The following is a 20,253-nucleotide window of genomic DNA, read 5'->3' as shown; positions in this document are numbered from 1 at the left end:
ATTTCAATAGCAAAGGTACAACAGGCCCGATATGTTAATTTCAGATTTATCCGTTAAACGACCCGTCTTTGCCAGTGTGGTGAACCTACTTTTGCTTGTGTTTGGCATAGTAGCCATTACTTTTTTGTCATTGCGTGAATATCCAGATATTGACCCCCCTATTGTGTCTGTTAGCACAAGCTACCCAGGCGCATCCGCTGAGATTGTCGAAACTAGAATTACCCAGCTTATTGAAGATAGAATCAGCGGAATTGAAGGGATTAAAAACGTATCGTCGTCTTCACGAAATGGACGCTCCAGTGTCACAATTGAGTTCAACCTAAGCCGAGATATTGATGCTGCGTCTAACGATGTGAGAGAGCGCGTTTCTCGCGTACTTAATGATTTGCCTGATCAGGCTTTTCCACCAGAGGTCGCTAAGTCTAACTCTGATGAAGACGTGATCATTTGGTATAACCTGCGAAGCGATACCTTAAACGTGATGGAGTTAACGGATTATGCTGACCGCTTCATAGTCGATCGTTTATCTATCGCAGATGGCGTTGCGCGGGTGAATTTAGGCGGCGGGCGTACCTATGCCATGAAGGTTTGGTTAGACAGAAATGCAATGGCGGCCAGGGGCATCACGGTATCTGATATTGAACAAGTCATCCGTTCAGAAAATGTAGAGTTACCGGCGGGTCGGGTAGAGTCAGAAAGTCGCGACTTTGATGTTCGAGTGGCGAGACGCTTCTTGTCCCCCGACGATTTTGCTAATTTAACGGTAGCAGCCGGCGCTGACGGATATTTAGTGAAGCTGGGTGAGGTGGCTCAGGTTGAACTTACCGCCGAAGACGATGAAACTGATTTTAGAGGCGATGGTGTCAACATGATTGGGTTGGGAATTGTGAAACAATCCAAAGCCAATACTTTAGAGGTTGCACGCTCCGCTCGTGAAGCCATCGCTCGGATTGAGCAAACGCTACCAGATAACATTTTCATTGTGCCAAGCTACGACTCATCTATCTTCATCGAAGAGTCAATTAATGAGGTGTACAACACGCTCGCTATTGCCATGATGATGGTCATTATTGTGATTTACGTCTTCTTAGGTAATGTCCGTGCCACACTTATTCCAGCGGTAACAGTGCCGGTTTCTTTAGTTGCGGCTTTTATCGTGATGTACGCGCTTGGTTTTTCCATCAATCTATTAACCCTGCTCGCGCTGGTGTTGGCTATTGGCTTAGTGGTAGATGACGCCATTGTAGTGTTAGAAAATATATACCGACGAATCGAAATGGGTGAGCCGCCCTTACTTGCATCCTTTCGTGGTGCGCGTGAGGTTGGCTTTGCCGTTATTGCGACGACCCTAGTATTGATTTCTGTTTTTGTGCCGCTGGTATTTCTGGAGGGGAATATTGGGCGTTTGTTCACGGAGTTTGCGCTGGCAATTGCAGCAGCGGTGGCATTTTCAAGTTTTACCGCTTTAACGCTCTCGCCAATGATGGCGTCAAAAATATTGAAGAAACGCACGCGAAGTTCTGGTTTTGGTCAATGGGTAGATGCGCGCTTTAAAAAGATTGAAGAAAGCTACTACCGTGGCTTAGGTATTACCATGAAACAGCCTTTAATGATGGCAATCATCATTATTATCAGCGGAGCGCTCATTTGGCAGCTTCAAAGTAAAATACCAGAAGAGTTTGTACCGCGTGAAGACAGAGGCACTTTCTTCATTCTCATGCAAGCGCAAGAGGGCGCAAGCTATGAAAGTAACGCAAAAAACCTTGAGCAAATTGAGGCTATGTTGCTTCCGTATCGAGATACCGGCGAGGTGGTTCGCGTGCTTGTTCGTACCCCTGGCTTTGGTGGGCAGGCAGGAATTGCGATAGTGGCGATGCAAGATTGGGATGAACGAGAGCGCTCTACTTTTGACTTTATGCGTGAGATCACAGGAAAACTTTCGGAGATACCAGACGTGCGGGCCTTTGCAATTATGCGCTCTTCGCTTGGAGGTAGAGGCTTAGGTCGCCCTGTGCAATTCGTATTGCAAGGTAACACTTATGAGGAGCTGGTAGAATGGCGCGACATTGTGCTCAATAAAGCACGAGAAAATCCAAACTTACTCAGACTAGATTCAGACTATAAAGAAACCTCGCCCCAGCTTTTGGTTGATATTGACAGAGATAGGGCCGCTGATCTTGGCGTGTCGATTTCAGAAATTGGTAGAACTTTAGAGACCATGTTGGGTCAACGCCGTGTATCGACGTATCTCGACCGCGGTCAAGAGTATGATGTAGTGATGGAAGGAAACGAAGAAGATTATCGCTCCCCTAACAGCATTGATAATATTTATGTGCGCTCAGATAGAACCAACCAGCTTATTCCTTTGGATAATGTCTTAAATGTTAGAGAGCAAGCCACGTCTAATACTTTAAATCGCTATAATCGAATGCGTGCGGTTACCATAAGCGCAAACTTAGCAGACGGCTATACCATTGGTGAGGCACTTAGCTATTTAGAAAATATTGTCGCGACAGAGTTACCCGAAGAAGTGTCAATTGATTACAAAGGCGAGTCTCAGCTTTACCAAGAATCGGGTTCTTCGTTTATTTTTATTTTCTTGCTAGCGTTGGCCGTAACCTATTTAGTGCTCGCTGCACAGTTTGAAAGCTGGATACATCCTTTAGTGATCATGTTTACCGTGCCTCTGGCTTTAGTAGGCGCATATATCGGTTTGTATCTATCCAATATGACAATTAACATTTATTCACAAATTGGCTTGGTCATGCTAATTGGCTTAGCGGCGAAAAATGGGATCTTAATCGTTGAATTTGCCAATCAATTGCGCGATGCAGGGATGGAGTTTGAGCTGGCAATAAAACGAGCAGCGACACAAAGACTGCGTCCTATTGTCATGACAGGCTTTACAACTGTGTTTAGTGCTTTACCGCTGGTTATGGCGTCTGGTCCTGGCGCAGAGTCGCGCATGGTCATTGGTATGGTTATTTTCTCTGGCGTGCTGTTATCGGCGTTTATGACATTGTTTATTGTGCCCACCGCTTATTCATATCTCGCGCGCGGTACCGGCTCGCCAGAAAAGCGCACTAAGAAACTAGAGACTATGGAAGAAGAAGTGCCTTATGTGAAAGGTGAGGTGGAATCAGAAGCTGCGCAATCCCTAAAATAATATTGAATGCGCACAAAGATCAACTGACCCTAAAGGTATAAGCATGAGTGAGTCTCTTTTTGCTGCGACTCGAGTTTGAGTCATGCAACTTATTGGCTTGCTTCTAAGCGAGTCTTTTTTGCATGTGCTGGAAGCGCAAACCAAAGCTCTTCTCTTTGAAGCGGTGTGCTCGCGGGTAAATATGGGTTTTCTAAGTGAAATATTTGTCGTTTATCGAGGTTCGCTTGATCAATGTAGCGCTGAAAATAGCGCTCAAATAAGCGGTCAAACGAACCGTTGGCCAAGGCACGGTTCAATCCTAGGTAAAGCTGTTGTTGCAGTTCTTTGTCTTCTTTGCGAACAAAGAAATACGTAGGTAGTGTGTAATAAATTGCAATATGCTCATCAACCTGTATGAGTGGGTCGCTTACGTGCTCTTGTTCGAACCAAGCTTCCATCACTGAGCGGGGAAACATATCAATACGCTGACGCTTTAACAACTCATACAAAGACGTATTGTTAAATGGTTCAACAATAGAAAATCCATAGGCATTGAGGATTTTAGTATCGATCCAGTCGTGACCTTGACCGAAAGTATGCTTTTTTAGCTCATCAACCGTCATTATGTCTGCAAATGAGTGCTTCGAATCTGTATTGATGAGTGCAATACGTAAACCGACTAAGCCCTTCAGAATGGGAAATCGCACAGGTTCTAATAGCGCCTCGCGTTCAATAGAGCTTTGTGCCCAGTGCACGTCGTACTCGCCGTTGCGGATATTAATCATGCTGCGACTCAGCGGCATGATAGGCACTGACACAACCTCAATTTCATAGTGATTGTCGGCATGGTCTAATGCGAGTTGCAATAGCTCATAGTAATAGTTAGCTTGTTCTTGAAACATCTGTGCGTCATTTACGCGAGGAAATTTTACGATGTTTGGTGATGCGTTTTTAGTATTGGATTGGCTTTCATTGTTTGTGGCAAAACAATATCCTGCAAATGACAATGTCCACAGAAGTAAAAGTGAAAGACAGTTACGGGAATGATTCATCATTCATACCCTTAAAATGTTCCTCTGAAATAACGAGATAATCGTATCATGATTTTGTTTGTGTCGGACAATATGCATACATATCGGCATCTCTGCCAAATAATCTAGACTTAAGTTTCCTCCTTGCAACGCACACTGCCTTAGGTACAGATTCAACTGGGTTCAGTGTTGTCCCTCAATAAAAAAGCCAGCAGACGCTGGCTTTTTTGATATCTTGTTTTACCAAAGACTACTCGTCTAAGAAGCTCTTAAGCTGCTCTGAGCGGCTTGGATGGCGCAGTTTGCGTAATGCCTTAGCTTCGATTTGACGAATACGCTCTCGCGTCACGTCAAACTGTTTGCCCACTTCTTCAAGCGTATGGTCGGTGTTCATATCGATACCGAAACGCATTCTTAGCACCTTCGCTTCTCTTGCGGTCAAACCGGCGAGAACCTCTTGAGTTGCGTCTTTTAAACTACCGCCGGTGGCAGAGTCAAGCGGCTGCGTAATAGAAACATCTTCAATGAAATCACCTAAGTGCGAATCTTCATCATCACCAATGGGTGTTTCCATAGAGATAGGCTCTTTTGCGATTTTCAGCACCTTACGTATTTTGTCTTCAGGCATTATCATGCGTTCTGACAATTCCTCAGGCGTTGGCTCTCTGCCCATTTCTTGCAGCATCTGACGCGATATACGATTGAGTTTGTTAATCGTTTCAATCATATGCACAGGAATACGAATGGTACGCGCCTGGTCGGCAATTGAGCGAGTGATTGCCTGGCGAATCCACCATGTTGCGTAGGTTGAGAACTTATAACCACGACGATATTCAAATTTATCAACCGCCTTCATCAAGCCAATGTTACCCTCTTGAATCAGGTCGAGGAACTGCAAGCCTCGGTTGGTATATTTCTTCGCGATTGAAATAACCAAACGTAAGTTCGCTTCAACCATTTCCTTTTTCGCACGGCGTGCTTTCGCTTCCCCAATCGACATGCGACGATTAATGTCTTTGATGTCGGGAATAATTAAACCTGTCTCTTTTTCAACCGCATTCATCTTGCTGACGCAGCGTTCTATCTCTTCTTTGTATTCGAGCAAGCTTGGTACGTATGCAGCGTCCGTTTTAAGCGTTGCATGTAGCCACTTGGTGGTGGTTTCATTGCCAGAAAAAAGTTTAATAAAATCCTTTTTCGGCATTTTTGCTTTTGAAACGCAAAACTTCATGACCAAACGCTCTTGAATACGCACCCTGTCCATCATGTCGCGCATGTTTCTCACCATACGGTCGAACTGCTTTGGAACAAGTCTAAATTCTTTAAAAACGTTGGATAGCTCTGCAATCTCTTTTTTCGCAGATTTGTGCGCGCGACCTTTGTCTTCGATAACCTTGCGGGCTTTATTGTATTGTTTGCGTAAATCAGAGAATTTTTCGCGGGCGAGTTCTGGGTCGACACCTGTGTCTTCCTCTTCATCCTCGTCTTCGTCATCGTCTTCGTCGTCTAACTCTTCCTCAGACAGTTCCGAGCCCACATGTGTCGCGGTCGGGGCAACATCATCTTCATTTGGGTCGACAAATCCGATAATAATATCGCTCAGGCGTATTTCTTCAGCTTCATATAAATCCCACTGATCAAGCAGATAAGTGATGGCTTCAGGATACTCAGCAACCGAGCATTGGACTTGATTGATGCCGTCTTCAATGCGTTTGGCTATTTCAATTTCGCCTTCCCGTGTGAGTAGCTCAACTGTGCCCATTTCTCGCATGTACATGCGAACAGGATCAGTCGTGCGTCCAATTTCACTTTCTACTGTCGCAAGTGCTTGCGCAGCCGCTTCAGCGACTTCTTCGTCCGTGGTGGTTTCCTGCATGAGAAGCTCGTCTGCATCAGGTGCAGATTCACTAACTTGGATACCCATGTCATTAATCATTCGAATAATATCTTCGATTTGATCCGAGTCGACAATGTCGGCAGGAAGGTGGTCATTTACCTCAGAAAAGGTTAAATAACCTTGCTCTTTGCCTTTGGCAATAAGGAGTTTTATTTGGGACTGCTTACTTTGCACAATATACCTTACACAATTATTCGGGTGTTATATCTTGGGCTGAATTTAGAATTTTCAAGCGCTGATACAGTATCTTCGCTTAGTTCTAATTTCGTCGCGGCTATCAGTCGCGGCAAAAAATAACACCAATATTCTTAAACCATGGATCGTAAGCTCACTTCCAAACAACGAGTTTGAGAGACGCTTGGCGCGTAACGTAAATGGGATGGTCATATCCATTTAGTAAACTACGCGCACGACTTGTCATACCACTTAAAAGGTAATTCGGTAGTATAGCACAAAAACTATCCGAATTTCCACTTAGTAGTACGACAATTTGAAGTCAAAGTTCAACAATGAAGATGTTATTGGGGCTTTATGTCACTGGCGTTTTTGCAGAAGCATAGTGAGTTCTTTTTGCTCAACTGCAGATAAGCCCTGCGAGAGGTTTGCTTTTGCGCTTAGTTCGTCAAGTCTAGCATCAAAATGTGATCGAAGAATCTTCTTAAAACACTCAATGTACTCCGCTGCAACATTTAGGTTCTCTTCTAATTGCATATCTAGCAATTTCGTTAAATGTACAAAGTGCGGGTGCGATCGAAACGCCTCTAGCACAGAGGCGGTATTGGCGTGGGGGTGATTGACGCAATAAGTATGCAATTCGCTCAACATCTGAATGCCCGGGATGGCACTTTGCTGCAGTGCAGATATCTGCATTTTTGGATACTCACTTGCCAGCGCCGGATTGTCAATCAGCAGCCTGAGCATGGTGCGCACTGGAGAAAGGGCAACCTTTCGGGGCGCATTGTATTCGCCTTGTTTAGGTTTTTTCAATCGATTGGCCGCTTTTATATTGCGATCGTTCTCATAAGACTGGCGGTTGCCGCAGTACTTGTTTAACTCTTCTAACATCAGCTCGCGTTGGTTTTCGCCAGAAATTTTTTCAATTAGTGGCATCGCTTGTGCCTTGAATGCTGCTTTACCCTCAATGCTACCGAGGCTATGAGATTGCATGAGTGTTTCGAAGAAAAAGCTGGAAAGCGGCACTGCGGTATCAAGTTGTGCCTCAAAAGCGTCTTTGCCGACTTGCCGTACCATGGTGTCGGGGTCCTCCCCATCAGGTAAGAATAAGAATTTCATCATTACGCCATCTTTCATATAGGCCAGGGCATTTTCCAGCGCCCGCCATGCAGCATCTCTTCCTGCTCTGTCGCCATCGTAACAACAGACAATTTCTGGACTGGTTTTGAACATGGTCTGAATATGTTCAGGCGTGGTTGCGGTGCCAAGTGCAGCTACTGCATAGGTAATACCAAATTGCGATAGGGCAACCACATCCATGTAGCCTTCAACCACGAGAATTCGCTGAATTTTTCTATTTTCTTGTCGAGCCTGATAAAGACCATATAGCTCATATGATTTATGGAAAAGTGGCGTTTCAGGTGAGTTTAAATATTTTGGCCCATCACCCTCAATAATGCGACCACCAAAAGCAACCACGCGCCCGCGTTTATCACGAATGGGAAACATCACTCTGTCGCGAAAAAAGTCGTATCGTCGATGCGTGTCATTTTCATTAATAAGTTTTAAGTTAAGTAGGCGCTTTTGCTTGCTTTCATCAGGATGATTATTGTTTTTACCGAAGGTTTCAAGGACGCCGTCCCATTTGTCTGGTGCGTAACCAATGTCCCACTTTTTGACAATATCGCCGCTTAAGCCTCTCGACTTTAAATATTCGATGACTTTTTCTGTATTTTCTGCGTGTTTGAGCTGATGCTGAAAGTATCTTGTGACATCTTCCATCAGTTTGTAATCTTGCTCACGCTCATTTTTTTGCTGGGGTGTTGAATAGGCTGATTTTCCGCCTTTTTCTCGCGGTACGACCAAACCATATTCTTTTGCAAGTTCTTCCACCGCTTCAACAAACTCAAGACGGTCATACTCCATCAAAAAGCTTAAGACATTGCCCTTTGCGCCACACCCAAAACAGTAATAAAACTGCTTCTCTTGGCTAACAGAAAATGAAGGGGTTTTTTCGTTGTGAAAAGGGCAACACGCTTGATGATTGCGTCCTGCCTTTTTTAGTTTTACCCGCGCATCGATAATATCAACGATATCTGCACGCGCGACTAAGTCGGCTATAAAGTCTTGTGGTATACGACCTGCCATAATTAAGGGTGGAAGCTTACGCTAGTTTGGTCTTAATTAGCTGGCTTACCGCTCCCATATCTGCTCGCCCTTGCAGCTTTGGCTTGAGCATCCCCATTACTTTACCCATATCTTTGATGTCGCTCGCGCCAGATTGAGCAATTGCCTCATCGACTAGCGTAGCAATCTCCTGTTGGCCGAGTGGCTGCGGTAAAAAGCGCTTGATGACTTCAATTTCAGCCTCTTCTTTGTCTGCAAGATCTTGACGATTACCGTTGAGGAACTGGGCCGCAGCTTCTTGGCGCTGCTTAACCATCTTCGTCAAGATTTGCAAAACGTCAGTGTCGTTTAATTCAATTCGTTCATCAACTTCACGCTGTTTAACGGCTGCAAGCGCCATTCGAATTGTACCTAAGCTTAATTTGTCTTTACTGCGCATTGCGTCTTTTTGCGCATCTTTCAGTTGTGCCAATAACGACATAATAAATCCTTGTTAACCCCAACTCGGAGTAAAAAGTGAAAAACAAAAAAGGCGTCTGTTAAGACGCCTTTATTCAAACCTATCGAGATAAGTGTCTAAGTATTAGTATAACTTAACTCGGCGTGCATTCTCACGCGCTAGTTTTTTCATGTGACGCTTTTTGGCAGCTGCTTTTTTGCGCTTGCGTTCCCAAGTAGGCTTTTCAAAAAACTCGCGACGACGTACTTCAGATAGTACACCCGCTTTTTCACATGAACGCTTGAATCGTCTTAATGCGATATCAAACGGTTCGTTATCACGTACTTTAACAATTGGCATTTAAATACTCACCTCAGAAATTAAATCAAACCGGACTGGTCATATCGAGCTTTACTGTTTTGCTCGCTTGCGATTGTGGCAAAACGCCTGATATGTCGCAATATTTAGCCGTCCGGGCTAAAAAATGGTGCGAAATTGTATGCTTTATATTGAACCATGTAAAGCCTGAATCTGAGATTTAAACAATAATTTGTTTGATTTGTACGATATTTTCCAATTAAATCGCAAAAACAGCCAGAAAACCTTAAAAGTACATACGGATGGCTGCCGATGCTGTAACTACCGACGTATTTCCGTTGACACTGTCAAAGTCAGTGTACTCAAGGCCCGACATCACTTTAAAATTGTGCCCATAAAAATAGTAATTAAGGCCCGCGTAGAACGCTTGGTGATTGTCGCCGAATTCAAACCCTTCAGCTACAGTGCCTCTCTCATAACGACGCGGTAAGCGAATGCCGTTGTCTTCATTTGAGCTGGTGTAAGTGTAGCGGCCAACGACCTGCAAGCGCTCAGTCAACATGTAGTGAGGCAGCAGGACGATGCCAAACAGATCGCCTCGGGCTTCGGGTAATGCTGCTGCATAAATTAAATCAGTCATCAGACCCCAGCGGCCAGAGCGCGTGGATGAGTTAAGTGACACAACGTGCCGATAGGGTTCAACTTCGTTATTGTCAGGGTCACCAGAATTATTCAGGTAATCTAATCGTATCTCGGTGGCTTTCGATATTTGCTTTGCCACATTCAATTGGACCATTGTAGCGCCATCAAGTGAGGGTAAGCGCAGGTCGTCTTCTGAACTGCCTTTGAGCACGCCACCACCAAGTGTCCAATCGCCTTCTTTATGCTCGACGTATACACCGCCTACGTTATCCATAAAGAAACGAGTGGTAAGAATCGAGCGTTCAAGGGTCAGAATTTTGTTGGATGTCATACCGTCTTCTCGCGTTAGCGGGTTGCGGCGAAGTTTACCCACTGACAGCTCGGTATTATCGCTTAAGGCATAATTTAGCGATATAAAATCGAAATTGTTGATCACGTTGTCGCCACTTTGACGATACATATTAAATTCGAATGCGAAATCTAAGCGCTCACTTAGTCTTACGCCTAAGCCTAAGCGAACGCGTCGGTTTTCCCAATCATTATCACTCGAATCATCACCGTCAGCCCAATATTGCTGCCCATGATACCGACCGCGAAGTTTTATGAAGGGTTCGTCCTTTTTATCTGGCTCACCATAAAGTTCAGCAAAGCTCCAAATATCATCAAACTGCTGGGTGAGAGGGTCGCCTTTAATCGCTTTTTCAGCGTTTGCGTAGTGACTCAAGATAAGAAGTGCGCCAAATAGAGTAATCGTGAGCGTGTTGCCGAGAGTTTTCAAAATCATAAGTTTCGTCTGTAGTGAAGTGTGTCAATATGCTGCATGTCGTGGCATCCGCATACCCGATTTTAGTTTAGAGTGACCTAAAGTCAGGTATACGAAAAAAAGCTCACTTGGTTTATTTTTTGGTTATCAGCCAAAGTGCGTGGATGATCCCCGGAATATAACCCAAAATACATAAGATGATATTGATCATAAGGTCTTTGCCAATGCCTTTGTCAATCAAAACAGCAATAAATGGTAGGAAAATAGCAATGATAATTTTGATGACTTGGCCCATATATACTCCTTACTCGTGGTTAGTTATTCTTCTTTTGCTCAAGCCTGTGAGCTTCTTATTAGCCAAGGCTCTATCATAGTGTAACTTGTAAACAGCGAATAACAATCAATAAACACGCCCTAGTAAGAATCAGATATTTTTCGTCAGCACATACATCGTATTACTTTCTGGTGTAGGAGCATGGTATGCGAAGCCCCTCAATTTGCGAAACCTGCTCGGCAAAGATTTCTCCAACGGTGAGTATATATGAAAAGTATTTTATTCAGGTGTCCAACTCAAGCTACAATACCCGACACGCGTCAAGCCTGCATGCGCTGGTCAATCGCTTATCTAAGCATGTGCGGCAGTTTGTAAACGGGGTTCTAGATATTTTGCACAGTTCCCAATCATCGAGGTATGGCTATAAATGAAGGTTCTAGGGATTGAAACATCATGTGATGAAACGGGCATCGCTATTTATGATAGTAACGATGGCTTGTTAGCACATGAACTCTACTCTCAGGTAAAACTCCATGCTGACTATGGGGGAGTTGTTCCAGAACTTGCATCGCGCGACCACGTTCGCAAAATTGTGCCGCTAGTTCAGCGCACTTTGGCAACAGCGAAACTAAGCAAGGATGATATTGACGGCATCGCGTATACTCGAGGCCCAGGACTTATCGGTGCATTGTTGGTTGGTTCATCAATGGCGCGAGCCCTTGCCTATGCTTGGGATAAGCCCTCTGTTGGCGTGCATCATATGGAAGGTCATTTGTTAGCGCCAATGCTCGATACTCCGTCACCTGATTATCCTTTTGTAGCGCTGTTGGTCTCTGGCGGCCACAGTATGTTGGTGGATGTGCTTGGCATTGGTCAGTATTCGGTGCTCGGCGAGTCGGTTGATGACGCTGCGGGTGAGGCCTTTGACAAAACTGCAAAGTTACTTGGCTTAGATTATCCGGGCGGCCCCTTACTTGCCAAACTGGCTGAAAATGGAGAAACAGGCCACTATAAATTCCCGCGCCCTATGACTGATCGCCCAGGTCTGGATTTTAGTTTCAGCGGGCTCAAAACGTTTGCTGCCAATACCATTCGGGCTTGTGACTGTGGTGAACAAACGAAAGCGAACATCGCGCTCGCTTTCGAAGAAGCAATTGTAGATACACTGCTGATAAAATGCAGAAGAGCGTTGAAGCAAACCGGACATAAAACCTTGGTGATGGCCGGAGGCGTTGCTGCAAATAGGCGTTTACGTGTAAATTTTGAAGCTGCCAGTAAGCAAGATGGGTTTGCCGTTTTTTATCCGAGTTTTGAGTACTGCACTGACAATGGTGCAATGATTGCTTACGCGGGTTGCCAGCGATTATTGGCGGGCGAGCGAACTGAACTTGGCGAAAAAGCCATGCCGCGCTGGCCGCTGGATAGCTTGAGCCCAATTTTTTGATTCTGTCGCTTTGGACTCTCGTGTTACGCACACATTGGGTCTTGCCTGCAATGACGGTGAAAAACAATGATGAGTGAACAACAAAAGCCTGTCAGTAGCGCTTCACCTATTTACGTCTTGTGTAATGCCAACCGCACAGTGGGGTACGGGCATTTTTTTCGATGTTTACATCTTGCTCGCGAACTCAAGAGGCTTAGTCCGGGGCTTATAGTGAGTTGGTTCGGAAACATTGATGAAACCCTGCTATCGCGACTTCCCCAAGTACATAAATTTGTTAACTGCCATAATGTGGATGACGCTACTCAGACGCTGCTTAATCAAAAAAGCGCTTGGGTGCTCACCGACAGCTATCACATTACAGATGCACACTTAGACACACTGTCTACAATTCATCAATTGATCTGCATTGATGATTTTGCAAACTTAGCATTTGGTCAAGCTGATGCACTCATTAATTTTACCGTATCTGCCTCAGATTATGCTTATCAAGCGAAGCATCAGTTCTTAGGTCCTCAGTATTTCATCAACGATCCAAGCTTGATTAAAGTGAGGCAAGAGAAGCTGTTACGAGCATATCATTGTAAGCGAGTTCTCATTGCCATGGGCGGGTTCGACCGATTTGCCATTGGTCATAAGATTGCGTTGGCGCTTTATCAACATTTACCCGAGGTGGATGTTGTTCTGTTGAGTCGAGACCCAAATAAGCTCGATGAAACGCTTCGCCAATACCTAAATAAGGATGTAAACGCAGACCAGCAAAGTATCCAAAGTCGGCTTGCTGATAACCCTCGCTTTTTGCATGTGGGTCACACTGACAACATGGCTGAATTGTACGCATCATGCGATTTGGTGATCTCAGGCGGCGGACTCATCAAGTACGAGAGTGCATATTGCGCCATTCCCAATATTTCGGTCGCACAAACACCAGAGCAACTTCGGGAAAGTGAGACGTTTAGCCGTCTTAATTTGTGTATCTCGTTCAATTTGGCACAGCAATGGCATAACAATTGGCATATCGAGGACACCGAAGACCAAATTAACGATTGGAACCAAGCCGCGTTTATTCGCAAACTAGCATCGATGACTTTGCTTGACGACAAGGCGAAGCGATATATTGATACTCTAAAGCGCGCAAGTGCCGAGCAATTTGCCACTCATGCTACCTGCAACTTGGCAAAGGCGTTGCTTGGTCATATAAATCGTTAAATTTCTGTCCTTTTTGCTTAATCAAAAAGCGTAAACAGTGAGAGTACAATTAACGATGAATGAAGACGTAAAACAGCACTACCAAAAACTTTACGAGACTCATGGCCGAGATCACAATGCCGTGCAGTATAGTTCGAAAGACTCACAGTTTGCTCGTTTTGAAATTTTATTAGATGTTGCTGATGAAATAAGCTCTGTAGCAGATATGGGTTGCGGGCTAGGTGATTTGTTGCCGCTCTTAAGACAAAGGCATCCGCATGCAAGCTATCAAGGTTATGACTTTGTTGATGGGTTTGTAAGCGACGCCAGTGTGCGCTTTAGCAACGATGACAATGCAAGTTTCCATCATTTTGATGTAATGAAAGACGACATCAAGCAAGGTGCTGATTACGTAGTGTTGAGCGGCATGTTAAACAATTTAATGACCGATAACGCATATTTCACTGAAGTCACTCTTAATAAAATGTGGCAGGCTGCAAATAAGGGTATCGCCTTCAACGCCTTGTCTCATTACGTTGACTATCAAGACGAAGGGCTCTATTACCAAGATCCACTGAAGCTTTTTGATTATTGCAAACGACATTTTTCCAAGTATGTTGCTTTGCGCCACGATTATGATGTTAAGGAAAACTCAATTCCTTTTGAGTTTACAATTTACGTTTATAAAAAGTGAATTGCTCAATGAGTAATAAGGACTTAAAACAGGGCGCTGACTCCTCTCAACTCGGTGCTGGCTCTTCGCAAGCTTGCACTAACTCTCTGCAGCGCTGCGCTATTATGCAACCCACCTATCTCCCCTGGGCAGGATACTTTCATTTAATTGCGAGCGTTGATGTGTTTGTCTTTTTGGATGATGTGCAGTTTGACAGGCGATCATGGCAATCGAGAAATCGTATTTTTGACGGTGGGCAGGTGAATTATTTAACCTGTCCCGTCAAAAAAGCATCACGAGACACATTAATTCGGGATATTGCGCTCAGTGACGATGGAACATGGCAGGCGCAACATATCAAAAAAATCAGCTTAAACTACGCAAAAGCCCCTTTTTTTCAAGATCTCAAATGCCTTATTGAGCTGTTGACTGAATCGCAATACGGCTCTCTTAGCGCGCTAAACCGAAGCATTATCACGCTCATTAGCGAACAGCTTGGCTTGCGCACGATATTTGAAGTGGCAAGTACGCTTAACTGTGGCGGAAAACGCAGTGAGCACCTGCTAAATATTTGTCGAAAAGTCAATGCAAGCAGTTATTTAAGTCCACAAGGCTCTAGAGAGTATCTGGCAGCCGATAATACCTTTGCCAACAGTGGCGTAGAACTTGCTTTTCAAGAGTATTCGCCACAGCCCTATGTGCAAGTGCACAGCCCATCATTTGAAAGTCATCTTTCAATTGTTGATGTACTTGCCAATATTGGCATAAACAAGACGCGCACTTATATTTTAGGTGACGCTCAAAACTAGGGTGCAACCTACACAACAAGGTAATAATCATGCGGCCTATCGCACTTTCTAAGCATACAATTGAGGCGGGAAAACGCCCTTTCGTTATCGCTGAGCTCTCTGGAAATCATAACCGTTCGCTTGAACGCGCTTTGCAATTAGTTGAGCAAGCAGCGAAAGCGGGTGCAGATGGTGTAAAACTGCAAACCTACACTGCAGATACAATGACGATTGACTGCAATCTCGCTGATTTTGTCGTATCGGGCACGGGAGAGCAGTGGCAAGACCGCACCCTCTACGATTTATACGACGAAGCGCATACCCCTTGGGATTGGCATGAGCCTATTTTCAAACGCTGCTATGAACTGGGAATGACACCCTTTAGTACGCCTTTTGATGAGAGTGCGGTGGACTTTCTGGAAGGGCTTAACATGGAGATTTATAAGGTTGCTTCGTTTGAGATGACCGATATTCCGCTTCTAAGAAAAGTCGCCGGTACGCGTAAACCAGTTATCATGTCTACCGGCATGGCCTCAGAGGATGAAATAGAACTCGCAGTACAAACGCTTCGTGAGAATGGCTGCGAACAACTCGTGCTATTGAAATGCACCAGTGCATACCCCGCTCGGTTTGAAGATGCCAATGCAAAAACCATTGAATATTTAGCTAATCGATACACGTGCTTAGCGGGCCTCTCAGATCACACCATGGGTCCTGCGGTGCCTGTTACGGCAACGGCATTGGGCGCAGTTGTGATTGAAAAACACCTCACGCTTAGTCGCGCAGAAGGCGGCGTCGACAGTCATTTTTCTATGGAGCCGCACGAGTTTCAGCAGATGGTCGCACTGGTTAAGCAAAGTCATAGCGCCCTAGGACGCGTGCAAACGAGCCCAAGTGATGCTGAACTTGCCTGTCGAAACTACCGACGCTCCATTTACATCACGCAAGATATGAAAGCAGGCGACACTCTCAGCCCTGAAAATACCCGCGTTATTCGCCCCGGCTTCGGTTTACCGCCCAGTGCCTACGACGACATCCTTGGACAGCAGGTTACACAAGACTGCGCTCGAGGCACTGCGCTAACAGATGCACTGCTAGGACCAAAAGCGTCATCTTAGTGGTGTTTAAGTAAATCAATGCACAGCCGATAAAGTAGATACTGATAAATGGATTCAACTTTGCTGAATATAAAAACAGCATCCTGAACCAATCTTTGAGACATTTAAAATGATGAATAATATCGCCATTGTAGGTGGCGGCATCGCAGGAATCTATGCCGCTATGTTAACTAAAACGCTCAAGCCCAAGGCGAATGTAGTGCTTATAGAGCAAGGCGATGTTTTGGGTGGTTTATTGGCTTCTAAAACGTTCACAAAGAGCAACGCTGACGGGGGTGAGTCTGTCTCTCTTGAGTTTGATTACGGGACTCACGTGCCGCGCATGATTGGCCACAGCGATATCGACAATTTGCTTTTTGGCGCGCTTGATAAAACACAGTGGCGATTGTTTAACGATATTAATGCAGCAAATGTCTCACTGAATAATGCATTGTACACGCGCTCCGCTGCGCCGTATATCGGTCCTGAAAATAATCCGCAGCACGAAAGTCACTTTGCACAAATGCTACAGGCTTCAAAGTTGACAGATATGTCATATCACAATTTGAAGCAGCAGTTAATCCATCAATATGGCAGCGGCTACGTGAATAGTTTTTTTGCGCCATGCTTGCAGCAAAAATTGGGCGTGGGCATTGAACAGCTAGCGCCAGATACGCATAAACTTATTGGCCTTGGTCGAATTATTGTCGATAACGCGAATCGGATGCGTGAGCTAAAAACACAGGATAAATTTGACGACATTTTGTCTTTTGCAGATCAAACAGACGGCATGTCAAATTTGAGCAACATGTACCCAGAAAATGGTCGAGGTATAGGGCTATGGGTGGAGAGTTTGACCAAGCAGCTTAAGCAACTTGGCGTGATTATTAAAACGGGTTGTCACGTCACAGAAATTTTGCGAAATGGTAAAGAGGCTAAGCATATATGGCTAAGCGACAACAGCGAATATGCAATTGACTATTTATGTTGGTGCGGCCCAGCCTTTTCGTTAATTCATGCGGCGCGCTTGAACTTTACCAGTCAATACCGCCCTCAAATTCGACAAACACGTTTATATCACTTTGCGTTTGATAAGCCTTTTACAATCGATTCTAATTATGTCGATGTAAACGACCCTCAATACAAGAGCTTTAGAGTCACACTTTATCCCAATTTAAGTGGACACAACATGCACACTCAGGGTAACGAAGGGACAAGCAAATCGCATTATAAGTGCACCGTAGAAGTGATTGAAGCGCAAAACGCAACAAATAGTCCGAGCCCCAGCGATATTGAACAAGAAATACGCGAGATGGGGCTCATTCACGCCAACAGTACATGCATATTTCAGGCGCAAGATATTGTAAAAGCTGGATTCCCGATTATGACACCAGAATTTCATAAAGAAGTAGCGCGCCAGCAAACTGCGATTTCTAGCCAGTTAAGTAATGTGAGTGCTTTAGGTAAAGCGAGCGGAAAGTCATTCTTTATGGCGCAAGTGTTGGTAGACGCCCACGAGCAATTAAGTCACTTGCTTGCTCAGCAAAACGAAAGTCAAGAGAATCTGCGCACTCGCACTGCCTAGGCGATTAACCTAGGGCGCATGTAATCTCTGACTTGTTTAATTCCTTTATGCGGCAAACGCGCTAACGGTGCCCATTCAGGAATAGTGCTGTATACAGATTTGCCGCAGCTCAAGGCGACAATCAGGCCGTAGCTTTCACATCCAAATACCCAATTGGCATTGGCAATTGACTGTTCAATGTCTTGATACTCATCAAACACAATGGGTAGTGCTTGATTGCATTTAACCCAAGCAGCGTATTTGTCTTTTGCCTCAGAGGGATGCAATCGCATACGAATCTTGTTATAGGGGTGGCGGAACTTGTATTTGATAAACCGCGCAAAATAATCAAGTGCTTGAAACTCCTCCGCTTTACCCACAGGTCCTTGCCAGTCTTCTGGTACAGGCTCAAGCACATATAAAATATCGTTCGGGGTGTTTGGGTGCATATTAGATACGCGCGCTACGGCTTGCTCCAAATAAGCATTGGGTGCGATATTTATGGGCGTTGAAGGAAAGGTTGTTTCTGCGATAGACTGCGCGTAACTATCACTCACTAGTATCTCATCAGGTAGCACCATGTGTGCATTACGAATAAAGCGTTTTTCGTAGTTTACCCAATGATCAATGAGCGCGGATGTGCGAATACCTCGCTCTTTTGCGATGCGCCTTGCATCATGCTCTAGGTCACTTGCCCATCCTGTTCCTGTCAGTACGTGGCCCGCGTCACTGATTGCGTCAGTAAGTTTGTTGCACAGCTTCGCTGCTGGAACTTTGCTCCCCCATTTTGCTAAGGCAGGGCCTTGTAAACAGTATCGATGAGCTGAAAAGCCTGCTTGCTCTTCATTGCTCATGATGATGTTCGCCGCGCCAGCATCGTGGCAGACAACCAACTGCTTTTCACCATTGGAAACGCTTACTTTGTGAAGTTCGATTGCATTCATGAGTTACCGTCAAGCTATATGATGTATTTACCATCAGCGATGCCCCCATTATTATCTGAATTGTTTCGGTCAGAATGAACAAAGAGGTGATTCACTAACAGATTGCTATAACAAGAATACAAGCAAAAAGCCCGCCACATCTAAGCTTGTAGTTGTCAGAGCGGTGTCATTTATCGTCATCTTTATTGCCTGCGTAGCGGCGCATTTCCTGCTCCGTACCTTTGAGCAGTCTGACAAGATTGCTTCTATGTTTTAAAACAATCAAGACGGACAACATAAGCACGGCGAATGTAAATTGCGGTTTGTAGAAATAGGTATAAATAGGAGCAAGGCTAACGGTCACAATTGCCGCAAATGAGGAGTAGCGGCTGAGTTTGTACACGATAATCCACGTACAAATGAGTGCCAATGCGAGATACCAACCTATGGGTAACATCGCGCCCAGCGCGGTAGCTACAGCTTTACCGCCTTGAAACTTAAAGAAAACGGGGTACATATGCCCCAAGCAAGCGGCGATGGCAATAAAACCAATCGCAAATTCGTCAATGCCAACAAGATAAGCCCCATAAGTAGGAATAGCGCCTTTTAAAATATCAAATATTAGTACGCAAGCACCGGCAAGTCTTCCTGCTATCCTGACCACATTAGTCGCGCCGGGATTAAGTGAGCCTTGAGTGCGAGGGTCAGGGTAGCCAAAGACACGACAAATGAGTACTGCGCTTGAGACTGAGCCAAGCAAATAGGCACTAATGAGAAAAAAAACTATCCATGTTGTCATGTACTTGGCCGGTGGATTCGCGCTACACTTGCCGCAAGATTACTAAAGTCTCTCATAGATTTCACGAATTCTTCTCGATGGATAAAGTTTATATACAAGGCCTTACACTCTATTCACTCATTGGTGTGTACGATTTTGAGCGTCACAAAAAACAACGCGTCATTGCTGATGTCACTCTATACAGCGATTTAAGTAAAGCCGCCAGCACTGACAATGTGCTCGACACCCTAGATTATGGCAAGGTAGCTGAGCGACTGGATGACATCGCGGCAAACGCAAGTTATCAACTGCTTGAGGCGCTCGCACATAAAATGATCAGTACGGTATTTGACGAATTTGCAGTAGACAAATTGGAACTAAGCTTGAGCAAACCCGATATTTTAGACAACGCTACCAACGTCGGGGTGACCTTTGTTCGTGAACGTGCCGCATCTTCAAAAAAGGCGCAAGCGACAAACTAATGACCACTGAAAGCCACTGTATCTTAATTAGCCTTGGATCAAACGTAGACAAAGAGCACAACACCAAACAAGGTCTTGACGCCATGCAAAAAGCATTTGGCGCCCTTGAGGTATCCAGTGTGTATGAAAGCCAAGCTGTTGGGTTTGACGGTGAAAACTTTTTTAATTTGGTAGTGAAAGCCTTTACGTCACTGTCCATTGAAGCGGTATGTACGCAATTAAAATCAATTGAAGCGAAATGTGGACGAAAACGCAGCGCCGTCAAATTTTCGCCTCGTACCTTGGATTTAGATTTACTCACCTACGATAAGGTGGTGTGTGATAAGCCCATTACCTTGCCGCGAGAAGAGATTTGTTATAACGCATTTGTACTACAGCCCATGGCGGAGCTTATTCCTAACGAGACACACCCGGTCACAGGGAAGTGTTATCAAACCATGTGGCAAGAGTATGATAAGAATAAACAGAGACTATGGCCTACCCCTTTTGCATGGAGCGCAAATTAGTTT

The 20,253-nt window shown here is 44.9% G+C and carries 18 protein-coding genes; 9 read left to right on the top strand and 9 right to left on the bottom strand.

The features are described 5' to 3' along the window. Nucleotides 1-31: 31 nt before the first annotated feature. Complete coding sequence (locus tag PN836_RS08890; RefSeq protein WP_395344878.1) at nt 32-3,166, top strand: efflux RND transporter permease subunit; 3,135 nt, start codon at nt 32-34, stop codon at nt 3,164-3,166. An 89-nt stretch (nt 3,167-3,255) separates the two neighbouring features. Here PN836_RS08890 and PN836_RS08885 read toward each other — a convergent pair whose 3' ends face one another. The 7 genes from PN836_RS08885 to PN836_RS08855 form a co-directional block, all read right to left on the bottom strand. Then, nucleotides 3,256-4,200 carry a substrate-binding periplasmic protein gene (locus PN836_RS08885; RefSeq protein ID WP_395344877.1) on the bottom strand — a complete coding sequence of 315 codons (945 nt, stop codon included), beginning with the start codon at nt 4,198-4,200 and terminating at the stop codon, nt 3,256-3,258. Between the two features lie 226 nt (nt 4,201-4,426). Further along, nucleotides 4,427-6,250: an RNA polymerase sigma factor RpoD gene (gene rpoD, locus PN836_RS08880; RefSeq protein WP_395345569.1), complete on the bottom strand. Its 1,824-nt coding sequence runs from the start codon at nt 6,248-6,250 to the stop codon at nt 4,427-4,429. A gap of 357 nt (nt 6,251-6,607) precedes the next feature. Further along, a complete protein-coding gene (dnaG, locus tag PN836_RS08875) occupies nt 6,608-8,395 on the bottom strand; it encodes a DNA primase (RefSeq protein ID WP_395344876.1) in 1,788 nt (595 codons plus the stop codon). A gap of 16 nt (nt 8,396-8,411) precedes the next feature. After that, the gene (locus PN836_RS08870) at nt 8,412-8,855 is read right to left on the bottom strand and encodes a GatB/YqeY domain-containing protein (protein WP_395344875.1); all 444 of its coding nucleotides are present in this window, start codon (nt 8,853-8,855) and stop codon (nt 8,412-8,414) included. A 102-nt stretch (nt 8,856-8,957) separates the two neighbouring features. Next, on the bottom strand, nt 8,958-9,173 hold the full coding sequence (gene rpsU, locus PN836_RS08865; RefSeq protein ID WP_110430302.1) for a 30S ribosomal protein S21: 216 nt from the start codon (nt 9,171-9,173) through the stop codon (nt 8,958-8,960). A 244-nt stretch (nt 9,174-9,417) separates the two neighbouring features. Next, complete coding sequence (locus PN836_RS08860; RefSeq protein ID WP_395344874.1) at nt 9,418-10,557, bottom strand: porin; 1,140 nt, start codon at nt 10,555-10,557, stop codon at nt 9,418-9,420. 112 nt (nt 10,558-10,669) lie between these two features. Continuing rightward, on the bottom strand, nt 10,670-10,831 hold the full coding sequence (locus PN836_RS08855; protein ID WP_395344873.1) for a YqaE/Pmp3 family membrane protein: 162 nt from the start codon (nt 10,829-10,831) through the stop codon (nt 10,670-10,672). A 406-nt stretch (nt 10,832-11,237) separates the two neighbouring features. Here PN836_RS08855 and tsaD point away from each other — a divergent pair, with 406 nt between their 5' ends. The 6 genes from tsaD to PN836_RS08825 all read left to right on the top strand — a co-directional run bounded on the left by tsaD (nt 11,238) and on the right by PN836_RS08825 (nt 17,582). After that, nucleotides 11,238-12,254: a tRNA (adenosine(37)-N6)-threonylcarbamoyltransferase complex transferase subunit TsaD gene (gene tsaD / locus PN836_RS08850; protein WP_395344872.1), complete on the top strand. Its 1,017-nt coding sequence runs from the start codon at nt 11,238-11,240 to the stop codon at nt 12,252-12,254. A 66-nt stretch (nt 12,255-12,320) separates the two neighbouring features. Further along, complete coding sequence (locus PN836_RS08845) at nt 12,321-13,460, top strand: hypothetical protein (protein ID WP_395344871.1); 1,140 nt, start codon at nt 12,321-12,323, stop codon at nt 13,458-13,460. A 37-nt stretch (nt 13,461-13,497) separates the two neighbouring features. After that, entirely contained in the window at nt 13,498-14,133 is a 636-nt protein-coding gene (locus tag PN836_RS08840; RefSeq protein ID WP_395344870.1) for a class I SAM-dependent methyltransferase, read from the top strand. Between the two features lie 8 nt (nt 14,134-14,141). Next, nucleotides 14,142-14,921 carry a WbqC family protein gene (locus PN836_RS08835; protein ID WP_395344869.1) on the top strand — a complete coding sequence of 260 codons (780 nt, stop codon included), beginning with the start codon at nt 14,142-14,144 and terminating at the stop codon, nt 14,919-14,921. 29 nt (nt 14,922-14,950) lie between these two features. After that, nucleotides 14,951-16,018, top strand: a complete 1,068-nt coding sequence (pseI, locus tag PN836_RS08830; protein ID WP_395344868.1) for a pseudaminic acid synthase — start codon at nt 14,951-14,953, stop codon at nt 16,016-16,018. A gap of 109 nt (nt 16,019-16,127) precedes the next feature. After that, nucleotides 16,128-17,582: an NAD(P)-binding protein gene (locus PN836_RS08825; protein WP_395344867.1), complete on the top strand. Its 1,455-nt coding sequence runs from the start codon at nt 16,128-16,130 to the stop codon at nt 17,580-17,582. On the opposite strand, the gene PN836_RS08820 is transcribed toward PN836_RS08825, so the two are convergent. Both PN836_RS08820 and plsY read right to left on the bottom strand, forming a co-directional pair. Further along, the gene (locus PN836_RS08820) at nt 17,579-18,505 is read right to left on the bottom strand and encodes a hypothetical protein (RefSeq protein WP_395344866.1); all 927 of its coding nucleotides are present in this window, start codon (nt 18,503-18,505) and stop codon (nt 17,579-17,581) included. The genes PN836_RS08825 and PN836_RS08820 overlap by 4 nt on opposite strands. 166 nt (nt 18,506-18,671) lie before the next feature. Continuing rightward, the gene (plsY, locus tag PN836_RS08815; RefSeq protein ID WP_395344865.1) at nt 18,672-19,283 is read right to left on the bottom strand and encodes a glycerol-3-phosphate 1-O-acyltransferase PlsY; all 612 of its coding nucleotides are present in this window, start codon (nt 19,281-19,283) and stop codon (nt 18,672-18,674) included. Nucleotides 19,284-19,360: 77 nt separating this feature from the next. Between plsY and folB the strand changes: the two genes are divergently transcribed. Together folB and folK are read left to right on the top strand one after the other, a co-directional pair. Beyond that, entirely contained in the window at nt 19,361-19,744 is a 384-nt protein-coding gene (folB, locus tag PN836_RS08810) for a dihydroneopterin aldolase (RefSeq protein ID WP_395344864.1), read from the top strand. Then, nucleotides 19,744-20,250: a 2-amino-4-hydroxy-6-hydroxymethyldihydropteridine diphosphokinase gene (gene folK / locus PN836_RS08805; protein ID WP_395344863.1), complete on the top strand. Its 507-nt coding sequence runs from the start codon at nt 19,744-19,746 to the stop codon at nt 20,248-20,250. The genes folB and folK overlap by 1 nt, the downstream gene beginning before the upstream one ends. The last annotated feature ends 3 nt before the right edge of the window (nt 20,251-20,253 follow it).

It is taken from the genome of Ningiella algicola, from assembly GCF_028401415.2.
In the GTDB taxonomy this organism is placed as follows: Bacteria; Pseudomonadota; Gammaproteobacteria; order Enterobacterales; family Alteromonadaceae; genus Glaciecola.
The sequence above is the reverse complement of the archived record's forward strand: the minus strand, read 5'-3'. Positions and strand labels throughout refer to the sequence as shown.

Bases quoted from the DNA above. Each gene is read 5' to 3' on its own strand.
- PN836_RS08890 (WP_395344878.1), top strand. From the start codon at position 32: ATGTTAATTTCAGATTTATCCGTTAAACGACCCGTCTTTGCCAGTGTG.
- PN836_RS08885 (WP_395344877.1), bottom strand. From the start codon at position 4,200: ATGATGAATCATTCCCGTAACTGTCTTTCACTTTTACTTCTGTGGACA.
- dnaG (WP_395344876.1), bottom strand. From the start codon at position 8,395: ATGGCAGGTCGTATACCACAAGACTTTATAGCCGACTTAGTCGCGCGT.
- PN836_RS08870 (WP_395344875.1), bottom strand. From the start codon at position 8,855: ATGTCGTTATTGGCACAACTGAAAGATGCGCAAAAAGACGCAATGCGC.
- rpsU (WP_110430302.1), bottom strand. From the start codon at position 9,173: ATGCCAATTGTTAAAGTACGTGATAACGAACCGTTTGATATCGCATTA.
- PN836_RS08860 (WP_395344874.1), bottom strand. From the start codon at position 10,557: ATGATTTTGAAAACTCTCGGCAACACGCTCACGATTACTCTATTTGGC.
- PN836_RS08855 (WP_395344873.1), bottom strand. From the start codon at position 10,831: ATGGGCCAAGTCATCAAAATTATCATTGCTATTTTCCTACCATTTATT.
- tsaD (WP_395344872.1), top strand. From the start codon at position 11,238: ATGAAGGTTCTAGGGATTGAAACATCATGTGATGAAACGGGCATCGCT.
- PN836_RS08845 (WP_395344871.1), top strand. From the start codon at position 12,321: ATGATGAGTGAACAACAAAAGCCTGTCAGTAGCGCTTCACCTATTTAC.
- PN836_RS08835 (WP_395344869.1), top strand. From the start codon at position 14,142: ATGAGTAATAAGGACTTAAAACAGGGCGCTGACTCCTCTCAACTCGGT.
- pseI (WP_395344868.1), top strand. From the start codon at position 14,951: ATGCGGCCTATCGCACTTTCTAAGCATACAATTGAGGCGGGAAAACGC.
- PN836_RS08825 (WP_395344867.1), top strand. From the start codon at position 16,128: ATGATGAATAATATCGCCATTGTAGGTGGCGGCATCGCAGGAATCTAT.
- PN836_RS08820 (WP_395344866.1), bottom strand. From the start codon at position 18,505: ATGAATGCAATCGAACTTCACAAAGTAAGCGTTTCCAATGGTGAAAAG.
- plsY (WP_395344865.1), bottom strand. From the start codon at position 19,283: ATGACAACATGGATAGTTTTTTTTCTCATTAGTGCCTATTTGCTTGGC.
- folB (WP_395344864.1), top strand. From the start codon at position 19,361: ATGGATAAAGTTTATATACAAGGCCTTACACTCTATTCACTCATTGGT.
- folK (WP_395344863.1), top strand. From the start codon at position 19,744: ATGACCACTGAAAGCCACTGTATCTTAATTAGCCTTGGATCAAACGTA.